Source organism: Sphingomonas ginsenosidimutans, assembly GCF_002374835.1.
Taxonomy (GTDB): Bacteria; Pseudomonadota; Alphaproteobacteria; order Sphingomonadales; family Sphingomonadaceae; genus Sphingomonas; species Sphingomonas ginsenosidimutans.
On record NZ_NWVD01000006.1, the window covers coordinates 147,133 to 160,482 of the forward strand.

The window sequence follows — 13,350 nt, forward strand, 5'->3', positions numbered from 1 at the left end:
CAAGCCGTAACGTCGCTACGCGCCGACCGCCGCCGCGACGCTCGCAAAGCCGTCGCGCGCCAGCAGCGCCGCCAGATCCTGCACGATCCGTCGCGGCAGCCCCGGTCCTTCGTAGACCAGCGCGGTATAGACCTGCACCAGGCTGGCGCCCGCGCGGATTCGGGCATAGGCCTCCGCGCCGCTGTCGATCCCGCCGACCGCGATCAGCGGCACCGCCGCGCCGGTCGCGCGGCGCATGTCGGCCAGCCGCGTGCGCGCCAGGTCGCGCAGCGGCGCGCCCGACAGGCCGCCGGTCTCGCCCGCGTCGCGCGCGTCGAGCGGCGGGCGCGACACGGTGGTGTTGCCCATCACCAGCGCATCGACCCGCGCATCGATCGCGGCGCGCGCGATGCCGTCGATCATCCCGGCATCCAGGTCGGGCGCGACCTTCAGGAACAGCGGCGTGGCCCCGCGCGCGGCCATGCACGCCGCCAGCAGCTCGGCCAGCGCCGCGCCCTGTTGCAGGTCGCGTAAGCCTGGGGTGTTGGGCGAACTGATGTTGATCGTGATGTAATCGGCGACCGGCGCGGCGGCGGTGACGCCCGCGACATAATCGGCGACGCGGTCGGTCGCATCCTTGTTGGCGCCGACGTTGATACCCAGCACGCCCGCCCGCCGCGCGGCGCCGGCCCGCGCGATCCCCGCGGCCAGCCCGCCGTTGTTGAAGCCCATGCGGTTGATGACCGCGCGATCCTCGACCAGCCGGAACAGCCGTGGCCTGGGATTGCCCGGCTGGGGGCGGGGGGTCAGCGTGCCGACCTCCACCGATCCGAAGCCGAGCGCGAACAGCCCGGTGATCGCGCGCGCATCCTTATCCAGCCCCGCCGCCAGCCCGACCGGGTTGGGAAAGTCGATCCCCGCCACCCGCGTCGGCAGCGCCATGGCGCGCGACGCCAGCGGCGTTCCGGTCGCGCCCCATGCAGACAGCGCGCGGATCGCGGCGACATGCGCGGTTTCGGGATCGATCGCGTGGATGGCACGTTGCAACAAGGACGGCATGAAAAACCTTTCGGATGATGCGTGCGCGGCGTCAATCGCGCAAAATTGTAAGAATTTACAGCCTGTCTGTCGTATCCATCCAATAATTTTGCGCGGCGATCCGGGTAAGGCCGGCGTGCGACCCGAAGGGCTTCCGATGGGAAACCCTTTATACTCAAAAGGCTCGGCCATCGGCCGGGCCTTTTTTTCGCGCCCTCTCCGCCGCTCCCCGCGCCACGCGGTTGATTTCGCGTGCGCGAGCGACCATCTCCCCAATCAGAACGAATCGGTCTGATTTGAGAGCGGTTCGCAACAGGTGCCCGCGAAGCCATGCGTTTGTCCAGTCTCACCGATTATGCCGTCGTGCTGCTCAGCGCCGCCGCGCGGCATTGCGGCGGGCTGGCGCGGATGAACGCGACGCGGCTGGCGGAGGAAACCGGCGTGCCGCTGCCCACCGCGCAGAAACTGGTCAGCCGGCTCGCCGCGGCGGGGCTGATCGATAGCACCCGCGGCACCGGCGGCGGCATCCGCCTGTCGCGCCCGCCAGCGACGATCACGCTGGCCGACATTGTCGAGGCGGTCGAGGGGCCGATCGCGATGACCGCCTGCGTCGATGCGGGCGACCATGACTGCGGCATCGCGGGCAATTGCCGCGTGAAGCCGCACTGGAATGCGGTCAACCGGGCGGTGCGCGACGCGCTCGCCGGGGTGACGCTGGCGACGCTGGCGGCGGAAGCCGCCGCGCCCGAGAAGATGAAGGTCGAGGCATAAGATGGCGACGAAGAACGCAGAGGCCCATGCGGCGGTCGCGAAGAAGTACGAATGGGGCTTCGCCACCGAGGTGGAGCAGGACTTCGCACCCAAGGGGCTGAGCGAGGATACCGTCCGCTATATCTCGGCCAAGAAGAACGAGCCGCAATGGATGCTCGACTGGCGGCTGAAGGCGTTCCGCCTGTGGCAGACGATGGAGGCGCCCGACTGGGCCAAGCTCAACGTGCCCCCGATCGACTATCAGGACGCCTATTACTACGCCGAGCCAAAGGCGAAGAAGACGATCGCGTCGCTGGACGAACTCGATCCCGAAATCCGCCGCACCTATGAGAAGCTCGGCATCCCGATCGCCGAGCAGGAAGTGCTCGCGGGGGTGGAGGGCGCGCGCCGCGTCGCGGTGGACGCGGTGTTCGACAGCGTCAGCGTCGCCACCACCTTCCGCAAGGAGCTGGAGGCCGCCGGCGTCATCTTCCGCTCGATCAGCGAGGCGATCCGCGAATATCCCGACCTGGTCCGCAAATGGCTGGGCAAGGTGGTGCCGCAGCACGACAATTACTTCGCGACGCTCAACTGCGCGGTCTTCTCCGACGGCACGTTCGTTTATGTGCCGAAGGGCGTGCGCTGCCCGATGGAATTGTCGACCTATTTTCGCATCAATGCCGAGAATACCGGCCAGTTCGAACGCACGCTGATCGTCGCCGACGAGGGCGCCTATGTCTCGTACCTGGAGGGCTGCACCGCACCGATGCGCGACGAGAACCAGCTCCACGCCGCAGTCGTCGAGCTGGTCGCGATGGACGATGCCGAGATCAAATATTCGACCGTCCAGAACTGGTATCCCGGCGACGAGAACGGCGTCGGCGGCATCTACAATTTCGTCACCAAGCGCGCGCTCTGTCAGGGCAGGAACAGCAAGGTGTCGTGGACGCAGGTCGAAACCGGCAGCGCGATCACCTGGAAATATCCGTCCTGCGTGCTGGCGGGCGATGGCTCGGTCGGCGAATTCTATTCGGTGGCGGTCACCAACAACCGCCAGCAGGCCGATACCGGCACCAAGATGATCCACCTGGGCAAGAACACCAAATCGACGATCGTGTCGAAGGGGATAAGCGCCGGTCGCTCCGACAACACCTATCGCGGCCTCGTGCGCGTCGCCCCGACCGCGGAGAACGTCCGCAACTTCACGCAATGCGACAGCCTGCTGCTCAGCGACCAGTGCGGCGCGCATACCGTGCCGTACATCGAGGTGAAGAACCCGTCCGCGCAGATCGAGCATGAGGCGACCACCAGCAAGATCAGCGAGGACCAGCTGTTCTACGCCATGTCGCGCGGTCTGGATGCCGAGGCGGCGGTCGCGCTGATCGTCAACGGCTTCGCGCGCGAGGTCTTGCAGCAACTCCCGATGGAGTTCGCGGTCGAGGCGCAGAAGCTGCTGGGGATTTCGCTTGAGGGGAGCGTGGGGTGATCGTTCTTGCCATCTACATTTTGTTCTTTGCTGCGGCAGCGGGCTTTATGTGGTGGCGGTTCTACGTATCGATCCGGGATCAGATCGCTACCGTTAAGTGGGCCAGATATCACCGATTGGGCGAACCGATCACCTACTGGCTCTCGACGTCGATGATGATGATTGGTGCTTTGCTGACTTCATCTATCGCATTGATTTTTGGATACGGCCTGCTCGCAGGCTTCATCGGATAATAAGATGCTCAAAATCGAAAACCTCCACGCCGAAATCGACGGCAAGGAAATCCTCAAGGGTCTCTCGCTCGAAGTGAACGCGGGCGAGATTCACGCGATCATGGGCCCGAACGGCGCCGGCAAGTCGACGCTCGGCTACGTCCTGGGCGGCCGCCCCGGCTATGAGGTGACCGCGGGTTCGATCACCTTCAACGGCGAGGATTTGCTGGACAAGGAACCGCACGAACGCGCCGCCGCGGGCGTGTTCCTCGGCTTCCAGTATCCGGTCGAGATCCCCGGCGTCTCGAACGTCCAGTTCCTGCGCGAGAGCCTCAACGCCCAGCGCGCGCAGCGCGACGAAAAGCCGCTGTCCGGCGCCGAATTCCTCAAGCTGGCGCGCGCGCAGGCCGATGCGCTCGGCCTTCAGCAGGACATGCTGAAGCGCCCCGTCAACGTCGGCTTCTCGGGCGGCGAGAAGAAGCGCAACGAGATGGTGCAGATGGGCATCATCGACCCCGCGTTCGCGATCCTCGACGAAACCGACTCCGGCCTCGACATCGACGCGCTGCGCATCGTCGGCGACGGCATCAACCGCATCATGCGGCGTCCCGACAAGGCGGTGTTGCTCATCACCCATTACCAGCGCCTGCTCGATTACGTGAAACCGGATCGCGTCCACGTGCTAGCCGACGGCCGCATCACCCGCTCGGGCGGGCCGGAACTGGCCTTGCAGCTGGAGCGCGAGGGATATGCCGAGGTGGCGGCGTGATGATGCGCACGCGACGCCGCGAAGCCGCGAAGGGTCTGGTTCACGCGGAGGCGCGGAGGCGCGGAGAAACCGTGCGCGCGGCAGCGCGCCCTCATCATCGCCACCATGGTGATGAAGAGCCGCTGGCGCGGCGGGGCGCAACACCTCCGCGTCTCCGCGCCTCCGCGTGCAAAACCCTTCTTCGTCGCGCTTTCGCGTCTTCGCGTGAAACCCGGGGCATCGCCGCATGACCGACGTCCTTGAGCTTCCCTCCACCCGCCACGAAGCATGGCGCTGGGCCGATACCGGCGGGATCGCCGCCGCCGCCGCGCTCGCGCCGGTCGCGCCGGCGAAGGCCGATTTCCTCGACCTGCCCGGCGCCAGGCTGCTGTTCGTCGACGGCGTGCTGGATGACGCCGCCAGCGACCTGCACCGCGTCCGCATCGGCGACCTGACCCCAGGCGACCACCCGCTCGGCCGCCGCGCGACGCACGGCTGGTCGCTCCACCTTGATGCCGGAGCGGTCGCCGACCCGGTGCAGGTCGTCCATGTCGCTACCGGCGGCGAAAACCATCTCGCCGCGCAGATCGTGCTCGCCGCCGACACCTCGGCGCAGCTGGTCGAAACCTTCGTCGGCGCGGGCTGGTCGAACCGGCAGACGCGCATCCGGCTGGGCCATGCCGCGCGGCTGATGCGCGCGGTGCGGATGACGCAGGACGCCGGCTTCGTCTCGCTGCGCGACGATGCGGAACTGGGGGAGGGCGCCAGCTATGTCGCGACCGTGCTGGGCGCGGGCGATCAGGGCGCGCGCGTCGATGCGGCGATCACGCTGGCCGGGGCGGGCGGCTACGCCGAGTTCGGCGGCGCGCTGCTGACCCGCGACGCGACGAAGCAGGAATGCGCCGTCCGCGTCCGCCACGCCGCCCCCAACGGCCAGTCGCACCAATTGTGGCGCGCGGTCGCCGCCGACACGTCGCAGGCCAGCCTTGCCGCCGCGGTCGAGGTGGCGCGCCATGCGCAGAAGACCGACGGCGAACAGTCGCTGCGCGGCCTGCTGCTGCAACGCACCGCGACGGTGAACCTGAAGCCGGAGCTGGAGATCTTCGCCGACGACGTGAAGTGCGCGCATGGCGCGACGGTCGGCGAACTGGATGCGCGCGCCTTGTTCTACATGGCCAGCCGCGGCATTCCCGCGCCGCGCGCCAAGGCGCTGCTGACCCGCGCCTTCGTCGCCGACGCGCTCGACCGGATCGCGGACGATACGGTGCGCGACGCCTTCGCCGCCGATGCCGACGCCTGGCTGGAGCGCGCCTTGTGAGCGGCGCCGCCGCCGAGGCACCGCTCGACGTGGTCGCGGATTTCCCCGCGATTCCGGACGGCTGGGCCTATCTCGACACCGCCGCCACCGCGCAGAAACCGCGCGCGGTGATCGACGCGATCGCGCGCGGCTACGACACCACCTATGCCACCGTGCATCGCGGTGTGTACCAGCGGTCGGCCGACATGACGCTCGCCTATGAGGCCGCGCGCGGCACCGTGGCGCGCTTCGTGGGCGCGCAGCCGGACGAGATCGTGTTCGTGCGCGGCGCGACGGAGGGGATCAACCTCGTCACGCACAGCTGGGCGGGGCAGCAGCTGAAGGCCGGCGATCGCATCCTGCTGTCGCAGCTGGAGCATCACAGCAACATCGTGCCGTGGCAGATGGTCGCCGAGCGCGTCGGCGCCGCGATCGACGTGGTGCCGCTGACCGACGATCATCGTATCGATCTCGACGCGATGGCCGCGATGATCCGGCCGGAACACAAACTGGTCGCGCTGGCGCATGTTTCGAACGTGCTGGGGTCGGTGCTCGACGTGACGCGCGCCTGCGCGATCGCGCATTCGGTCGGCGCACGCATCCTGATCGACGGCTGCCAGGCGGTCGCGCGGCTGCCGGTCGACGTCGCCGCGCTGGGGTGCGATTTCTACGTCTTCTCCGGGCACAAGCTCTACGGCCCGACCGGCATCGGCGTGCTGTGGGCGCGGCCCGAGCTGCTCGACGCGATGCCCCCCTATCAGGGCGGCGGGTCGATGATCGACCGCGTGTCGTTCGAAAAGACCAGCTACGCCCCCGCGCCGACCCGGTTCGAGGCGGGGACGCCGCATATCGTCGGCGCGCTCGGGCTGGCGGCGGCGGTGGATTATGTGACCGGCATCGGCCTGTCGCGCATCCACGCGCACGAAACCGCGCTGGTCGCCGATGCGCGCGCCGCGCTGTCGCGGATCAATTCGCTGCGGCTGTTCGGCCCGGCGGATTCGGCGGGGATCGTCTCCTTCGCGCTCCAGGGGGTGCATCCGCACGACATCGGCACCATCTTGGACGAACATCGCGTGGCGATCCGCGCCGGCCATCATTGCGCGCAGCCGCTGATGGGGGTGCTGGGGGTGGAGGCGACCGCGCGCGCCAGCTTCGGCGTCTATAACGGCCCTGCCGATATCGATGCGCTGGCCGCGGGCATGGAACGGGTAGTGAGGATTTTCGGATGAGCGACCCCATCAAGGTCGAGGAAGTGGACACCGTCGCCGCGCCGCCCCGCGCGCGCGTCGAGGATGCGGCCGAGGCGCCGGCGGTGCGCGAGCGCGACTATCTGTCCGGCTTCCTGGCGCAGAAACCCGCGTCGGACGGCGCGCCCCACGAACCGGGCGGCGCGCTGTACGAAGGCGTGATCGACGCGCTGAAGGACATTTTCGATCCCGAGATCCCGGTCAACATCTACGACCTGGGGCTGATCTACGGCGTCGAGGTGACCGATGCCGGCCACGCCGTCGTTACCATGACGCTGACGACGCCGCACTGCCCGGTCGCCGAATCCATGCCGGGCGAGGTGGAGATGCGCGTCGCCGCGGTGCCCGGCATCGCCTTCGCCGACGTCAACCTCGTCTGGGACCCGCCCTGGGATCCGCAGAAGATGTCGGACGATGCCAAGCTCGAACTGGGGATGCTCTGATGGCCACCGTCGCCCGCCCGCGCCCCGCGGCGCTGAACCTCACCCCCACCGCCGAGGCGCGCATCGCCGAGCTGATGGGCAAGGCGCCCGACGGCGCGATCGGCGTCAAGCTGTCGACCCCGCGCCGCGGCTGTTCCGGCCTTGCCTATTCGGTCGACTACGTGACCGAGGCCAAGCCGTTCGACGAGGTGATCGAGACCCCCGGCGGCACCTTGTACGTCGACGGCGCCTCGATTCTGTACCTGATCGGATCGACGATGAACTGGGTGGAGGACGATTTCACCGCCGGCTTCGTCTTCGACAATCCCAATGCCAAGGGCGCGTGCGGCTGCGGGGAAAGCTTCACCGTCTGATCTGCTTCGTCCGTCATGCCAGCGCGGGCTGGCATCTTCGGCGATGGCGCGGCGCAGGAGCCGCGGGAGGCCCCGGCCTGCGCTGGGGCGACGATGAACAAGCATGCCGGACCCCTGCCGCCGCTCCCGCGTTCTCCCGTCATGCGGGCAAATCTCTCCTCCACCGATTTCTGGCGTGAATTCCGGCGCGACTGGTGGGGGACGCTGCGGCGCGCCTACACCGCGTCGAACGACGACAATCTCGGGCTGATCGCGGCGGGCACCGCCTTCTACGCTTTTTCCTCGATCGCGCCGATCCTGGCGGCATCGGTGCTCAGCTACGGCCTGATCGCCGATGCGCAGACGGTGCAGGCGAATATCCGCACGCTGTTCGACCTGCTGCCCGCGGATGCCGCGCGGCTGATCGGTCAGCAGATGGACATGGTCGTCTCCGGCAGCGAGGGGAAGAAGGGCCTCGGCCTCGTCATCGCGCTGGCGATCGCGATCTACGGCGGCAGCCGCGCCGCCACCGCGATGATGACCGCGCTCAACGTCGCCTATGAGGCGAAGGAGAAGCGCAACTACCTCGTCTGGATGCTCACCGCCTTCGCGGTGGTGGCGGGCGGGGTGGTGCTGATGCTGATCGGCGTCAGTTCCAGCACGGTCACCGCCTTCCTCGGCAATCTCATCCCCGGCACGCCCGCGATCGTGCGCACCGCGATCGGGCTGTGCACCTATCTGTTGATGGCGGCGGTGGCGGTGACGGGCGCGTCGCTGCTGTTCCGCTTCGCCCCTTATCGCCCGCGCGCGCGGCTGCGCTGGGGCACGCCCGGCGCGGTGCTGGCGACGGTCGTGTGGCTGGCGGCGACCACCGGGTTCAGCGTCTATGTGGTCAATTTCGGCAATTACGGCGCCACCTACGGGTCGCTGGGGGCGATCGTGGTGCTGCTGACATGGCTGTGGCTCAGCGCCTATGCCTTCCTGCTGGGCGCCGCGCTGGACGTGCAGCTGTACCGCGCCTGTCATGCGGCCCCTCCTGCCGAGCCCGCACCTCCCGCCGCGGCCCCGCCGGCCACGACGCATACCGGGCCGATCGCCGCCACCGGCCTTGCCATCCTGGGCCTCGCGCTGTTCGCGTGGCGCTCGGGCAACAGGTGACAAGCGCGGCGCGCTGCGGCTAGGCTCCCGCGCGACATCGCCGCTGGGGGGACGATCTTGACCGCTACGAACGACACCGCGCGTGGGCCGCTGGCGCACGCCATCGTCGATACCTTGGTCCATCGCATCGGCAAGGACGAACATGCCGCGCTGCCGCACGACTGGCTCGCCGCGACGATCCTGACCGTCCGTAACGAGATCATCGAACGCTGGATGGATTCGACCCGCGCCGCGCATGCAGCGGGGGCCAAGCGCGTTTATTACCTCAGCCTCGAATTCCTGATCGGGCGGCTGTTGCGCGACGCGCTCGCCAATCTGGCGCGACGTGACGAGGTGGCCGAGGCGCTGGCGCAGCTGGGCGTCGCGCTGCCGGAGCTGGAGGAGATCGAAAGCGACGCCGCGCTCGGCAACGGCGGGCTGGGGCGGCTGGCGGCGTGCTTCATGGAAAGCCTCGCGACGCTCGATCTGCCCGCCTACGGCTACGGCATCCGCTACGTGAACGGCATGTTCCGGCAGCGGATCGACGACGGCTGGCAGACCGAACTGCCCGAAACCTGGCTGGCGCACGGCAACCCGTGGGAATTCGAACGCCGCGAAAGCGCCTATTTCGTCGGCTTCGGCGGGGAGGTGATCGGCACCGAACAGGGCGTGGTGCAATGGGTCCCGGCCGAGGCGGTGGAGGCGGTGGCGGTCGACACGCCGGTCGTCGGGTGGCGCGCGCGCCGCGTCAACACGCTGCGGCTGTGGACCGCGATCAGCCTCGACCCGTTCAAGCTGGAGGCCTTCAACCGCGGCGATTTCCAGGGCGCGCTGGCGGATCAGCTGCGCGCCGAAACGCTGGTGCGCGTCCTCTATCCCAATGATTCCACCGCCGCCGGGCAGGAATTGCGGCTGCGGCAGGAATATTTCTTCTCCTCCGCCTCGATCCAGGACATCGTCCGTCGGCACGTCCAGTATTTCGGCGACATCCGCACGCTGCCGGACAAGGCGGCGATCCAGCTCAACGATACCCATCCGGCGGTGTCGGTCGCGGAGCTGATGCGGCTGCTGATCGACCACCACGACCTGTCGTTCGACGAAGCGTGGGGGATCACCCAGAAGACGTTCGGCTACACCAACCACACGCTGCTGCCGGAGGCGCTGGAAAGCTGGCCGCTGCCGCTGTTCGAACGGCTGCTGCCGCGCCACATGCAGCTGGTCTACGCCATCAACGCCCGCCTGCTGCGCGAGGCGCGCAAGGCCGATGGCGTGGACGACCGCGCGATCGCCGCGATCAGCCTGATCGACGAGGGCGGGGAACGTCGCGTGCGCATGGCCAACCTCGCCTTTGCCGGGGCGCACAGCGTCAACGGCGTCGCGGCGCTGCATACGCAGCTGATGAAAAGCACCGTCTTCGCCGACCTGCACCGCCTGTATCCCGACCGGATCAACAACAAGACCAACGGCATCACCCCGCGCCGCTGGTTGCAGGAATGCAATCCGGGGCTGACCGCGCTGGTGCGCGAGGCGATCGGCGACGGCTTTTCCGACGATGCGCTGAAACTGACAGCGCTGGTGCCGATGGCCGACGATGCGGCGTTCCGCGAACGCTTCGCCGCGATCAAGCGCGCGAACAAGGTGGCGCTGGCGCACTACCTGCGCGACGCCATGGGGCTGCGGCTCGATCCCGACGCGATGTTCGACGTGCAGATCAAGCGGATCCACGAATACAAGCGCCAGCTGCTCAACATCATCGAGACGGTGGCGCTGTACGACCAGATCCGCAGCCATCCCGAGCGCGACTGGGTGCCGCGCGTGAAGCTGTTCGCGGGGAAGGCCGCGTCCAGCTATCACAATGCCAAGCTCATCATCAAACTGGCCAATGACGTCGCCCGCCGCGTCAATTCCGACCCGTCGATCGACGGGCTGCTGAAAGTCGCGTTCGTCCCCAATTACAACGTCAGCCTGGCCGAGCGGATGGTGCCCGCGGCCGACCTGTCCGAACAGATCTCCACCGCCGGGATGGAGGCGTCGGGCACCGGCAACATGAAGTTCGCGCTCAACGGCGCGCTGACGATCGGCACGCTCGACGGCGCCAATATCGAGATCAAGGACCATGTCGGCGACGACCATATCGTCATCTTCGGCCTGACCGCGGACGAGGTCGCGGCCAAGCGCGCCGACGGCTATCGCCCGCGCGAGGTGATCGAGGGGTCGAAAGAATTGTCGCAGGCGGTGAACGCTATCGCTTCCGGTGTGTTCTCCCCGGATGACGCCAACCGCTACCGCGATCTGATGGCCGGACTGTACGACAGCGACTGGTTCATGGTCGCCGCCGATTTCGATTCGTACACCGCGGCGCAGCGGCAGGTCGACGCGCGCTGGGCGGACCGCGACGGCTGGCGTCGCTCGACCATCCTCAACGTCGCGAACATGGGCTGGTTCTCGTCCGATCGCACCATTGCCGAATATGCGCGCGAGATCTGGGGCGTGATGTGAAGCCCCCCGCGGCCGCGATCAGGGCGCTGCTGGACGGGACCAGCGACGATCCGTTCGCCTTGTTGGGGCCGCATGAGGGGCCGGCGGGATTGTTCGTGCGGGCGTGGATACCCGGCGCCGATACGGTGACCGCGCATGGCCTGTCGGGCGCGCCGCTCGGTACGCTCGACCGCGTCGACGATGCCGGCCTGTTCGAAGGGGTGATCGACGGCCCGCGCCAGCCGCTGCGCTATCGTGCGCAGGGCGGCGGCGTCGAATGGTGTGTCGGCGATCCGTACAGCTACGGCCCGGTGCTGGGGCCGGTCGACGATTTCCTGATGAACGAGGGGACGCACACCCGGCTGTACGACAAGCTGGGCGCGCATTTGATCGAGCATGAGGGCGCCGCCGGGGTGCATTTCGCGGTCTGGGCGCCGAATGCGCGGCGCGTCGCGCTGGTCGGCGACTTCAACGACTGGGACGCGCGCCGGCACATCATGCGGCGGCGCGGCGATACCGGCGTGTGGGAAATCTTCCTGCCCGATATCGGCGCGGGGCGGGCGTACAAGTATTCGATCATCGGCCCGGACGGGACGCTCCAGCCGCTCAAGGCCGATCCGTTCGCCTTCGCCACCGAATTGCGGCCGAAGACCGCGTCGGTGACCGCCGCGCCGCTGGCGCACGAATGGGGCGATGCCGCGCACCGCGCGGCCTGGGCCGCGGTCGATCCGCGCCGCGTTCCGATCAGCATCTACGAAGTGCATGCCGGGTCGTGGGACCGCGACGAGAACGGCTGGTTCCTGTCGTGGGACCAGCTGGCGGAACGGCTGATCCCCTATGTCGTGTCGATGGGGTTTACCCATATCGAATTCATGCCGGTGTCCGAACACCCCTATGACCCCAGCTGGGGCTATCAGACGACCGGCCTCTACGCGCCCAGCGCGCGCTTCGGCGATGTGGAGGGGTTCGCGCGCTTCGTCGACGGCGCGCATCGCGCCGGGCTGGGCGTGCTGATCGACTGGGTGCCCGCGCATTTCCCGGTCGATGCGCACGGCCTGTCGCGGTTCGACGGCACCGCGCTGTACGAACACGAAGACCCGCGGCTCGGCTTCCACCCCGACTGGAACACCGCGATCTACAATTTCGGGCGGCGCGAGGTGGCGGCGTTCCTGGCCAACAACGCGCTGTTCTGGGCGGATCGCTATCATGTCGACGGTCTGCGCGTCGATGCGGTCGCCTCGATGCTGTACCGCGACTATTCGCGTAACCCCGGCGAATGGATCCCCAACGAGGGCGGCGGGCGCGAGAATTGGGAGGCGGTAGACTTCCTGCGCCAGACCAACCGCGCCGTGTACGCGCAGCATCCCGGCGTGTTCACCGTCGCGGAGGAATCGACCAGCTGGCCGGGCGTGACGACGCTCGCCTTCGACGAGGGCCCGCGCGAGAGCTTGGGCTTCGGGTTCAAGTGGAACATGGGCTGGATGCACGACACGCTCCAGTACATGGCGCGCGAACCGGTCCACCGCCGCCATCACCATCACGAAATCACCTTCGGGCTGGTCTATGCCTTCACCGAGAATTTCGTGCTGCCGCTCAGCCATGACGAGGTGGTGCACGGCAAGGGTTCGCTGCTGACCAAGATGTCGGGCGACGACTGGCAGCAGTTCGCCAACCTGCGCGCTTATTATGCGCTGATGTGGGGTTATCCCGGCAAGAAGCTGCTGTTCATGGGGCAGGAATTCGCGCAGCGCCGCGAATGGAGCGAGGAGCGCGCGCTCGACTGGCACCTCACTCGCTCGGCTGCGCACGACGGGGTGCGCAAGCTGGTGCGCGACCTCAACCACCTCTACCGCACCCGCCCCGCGCTCCACGCGCGCGACTGCGAAGGCGAAGGGTTCGAGTGGCTGATCGCCGACGATGCCGACCAGTCGGTGTTCGCCTGGCTGCGCCGCGCGCCCGGCGCCGCGCCCGTCGCGGTGGTGGTCAACATGACCCCGGTGGCGCGGATGCCCTACCGTGTGCCGCTGCCCCACGACGGCCGCTGGCGCGAGATACTCAACACCGACGCGCACGATTACTGGGGCTCGGGCCTTGGCAATCTGGGCGGCGTGGTGGCCAGCGACGGGGGGGCGCATGTGACGCTGCCCGCGCTCGGCACGGTAATGCTGGAATTTGAACCGGCGTGACGATGGGGAGAGGCGAC

Annotated in this window: 12 protein-coding genes; 11 read left to right on the forward strand and 1 reads right to left on the reverse strand. The window is 68.1% G+C overall.

Annotation, left to right across the window (positions count from 1 at the left end; translation table 11 throughout):
* Positions 1-15: 15 nt before the first annotated feature.
* Positions 16-1,038 (reverse strand): quinone-dependent dihydroorotate dehydrogenase, encoded by a 1,023-nt coding sequence (locus COA17_RS13630; protein ID WP_096613148.1) that lies wholly within the window; start codon positions 1,036-1,038, stop codon positions 16-18.
* 309 nt (positions 1,039-1,347) lie between these two features.
* Between COA17_RS13630 and COA17_RS13635 the strand changes: the two genes are divergently transcribed.
* The 11 genes from COA17_RS13635 (at position 1,348) to glgB (ending at position 13,333) form a co-directional block, all read left to right on the forward strand.
* Entirely contained in the window at positions 1,348-1,788 is a 441-nt protein-coding gene (locus COA17_RS13635) for an SUF system Fe-S cluster assembly regulator (RefSeq protein ID WP_096613150.1), read from the forward strand.
* Position 1,789: 1 nt separating this feature from the next.
* Entirely contained in the window at positions 1,790-3,253 is a 1,464-nt protein-coding gene (gene sufB, locus COA17_RS13640; RefSeq protein ID WP_070321748.1) for a Fe-S cluster assembly protein SufB, read from the forward strand.
* The gene (locus COA17_RS13645; RefSeq protein ID WP_096613152.1) at positions 3,250-3,486 is read left to right on the forward strand and encodes a hypothetical protein; all 237 of its coding nucleotides are present in this window, start codon (positions 3,250-3,252) and stop codon (positions 3,484-3,486) included. The genes sufB and COA17_RS13645 overlap by 4 nt, the downstream gene beginning before the upstream one ends.
* A gap of 4 nt (positions 3,487-3,490) precedes the next feature.
* Positions 3,491-4,234, forward strand: a complete 744-nt coding sequence (sufC, locus tag COA17_RS13650; protein ID WP_096613154.1) for a Fe-S cluster assembly ATPase SufC — start codon at positions 3,491-3,493, stop codon at positions 4,232-4,234.
* Between the two features lie 226 nt (positions 4,235-4,460).
* Positions 4,461-5,531 carry a SufD family Fe-S cluster assembly protein gene (locus tag COA17_RS13655; RefSeq protein ID WP_096613156.1) on the forward strand — a complete coding sequence of 357 codons (1,071 nt, stop codon included), beginning with the start codon at positions 4,461-4,463 and terminating at the stop codon, positions 5,529-5,531.
* Positions 5,528-6,739, forward strand: coding sequence for a cysteine desulfurase (locus tag COA17_RS13660; RefSeq protein WP_070321749.1), 1,212 nt, complete (start codon positions 5,528-5,530; stop codon positions 6,737-6,739). Before COA17_RS13655 ends, COA17_RS13660 begins: the two co-directional genes overlap by 4 nt.
* Entirely contained in the window at positions 6,736-7,200 is a 465-nt protein-coding gene (locus COA17_RS13665; RefSeq protein WP_066484642.1) for an SUF system Fe-S cluster assembly protein, read from the forward strand. The genes COA17_RS13660 and COA17_RS13665 overlap by 4 nt, the downstream gene beginning before the upstream one ends.
* Positions 7,200-7,553: a HesB/IscA family protein gene (locus COA17_RS13670; protein WP_066484640.1), complete on the forward strand. Its 354-nt coding sequence runs from the start codon at positions 7,200-7,202 to the stop codon at positions 7,551-7,553. The genes COA17_RS13665 and COA17_RS13670 overlap by 1 nt, the downstream gene beginning before the upstream one ends.
* Before the next feature lie 141 nt (positions 7,554-7,694).
* Positions 7,695-8,690 carry a YihY/virulence factor BrkB family protein gene (locus tag COA17_RS13675; protein WP_176484912.1) on the forward strand — a complete coding sequence of 332 codons (996 nt, stop codon included), beginning with the start codon at positions 7,695-7,697 and terminating at the stop codon, positions 8,688-8,690.
* A 57-nt stretch (positions 8,691-8,747) separates the two neighbouring features.
* Positions 8,748-11,168, forward strand: a complete 2,421-nt coding sequence (locus tag COA17_RS13680) for a glycogen/starch/alpha-glucan phosphorylase (protein ID WP_176484913.1) — start codon at positions 8,748-8,750, stop codon at positions 11,166-11,168.
* Positions 11,165-13,333 carry a 1,4-alpha-glucan branching protein GlgB gene (gene glgB, locus COA17_RS13685; RefSeq protein ID WP_096613162.1) on the forward strand — a complete coding sequence of 723 codons (2,169 nt, stop codon included), beginning with the start codon at positions 11,165-11,167 and terminating at the stop codon, positions 13,331-13,333. Before COA17_RS13680 ends, glgB begins: the two co-directional genes overlap by 4 nt.
* Positions 13,334-13,350: the final 17 nt, after the last annotated feature.

What these genes read in the sequence shown, in the direction of transcription:
- COA17_RS13630 (WP_096613148.1), bottom strand. Translation starts at nt 1,038, where the DNA reads ATGCCGTCCTTGTTGCAACGTGCCATCCACGCGATCGATCCCGAAACC.
- COA17_RS13635 (WP_096613150.1), top strand. Translation starts at nt 1,348, where the DNA reads ATGCGTTTGTCCAGTCTCACCGATTATGCCGTCGTGCTGCTCAGCGCC.
- sufB (WP_070321748.1), top strand. Translation starts at nt 1,790, where the DNA reads ATGGCGACGAAGAACGCAGAGGCCCATGCGGCGGTCGCGAAGAAGTAC.
- sufC (WP_096613154.1), top strand. Translation starts at nt 3,491, where the DNA reads ATGCTCAAAATCGAAAACCTCCACGCCGAAATCGACGGCAAGGAAATC.
- COA17_RS13655 (WP_096613156.1), top strand. Translation starts at nt 4,461, where the DNA reads ATGACCGACGTCCTTGAGCTTCCCTCCACCCGCCACGAAGCATGGCGC.
- COA17_RS13665 (WP_066484642.1), top strand. Translation starts at nt 6,736, where the DNA reads ATGAGCGACCCCATCAAGGTCGAGGAAGTGGACACCGTCGCCGCGCCG.
- COA17_RS13670 (WP_066484640.1), top strand. Translation starts at nt 7,200, where the DNA reads ATGGCCACCGTCGCCCGCCCGCGCCCCGCGGCGCTGAACCTCACCCCC.
- COA17_RS13675 (WP_176484912.1), top strand. Translation starts at nt 7,695, where the DNA reads ATGCGGGCAAATCTCTCCTCCACCGATTTCTGGCGTGAATTCCGGCGC.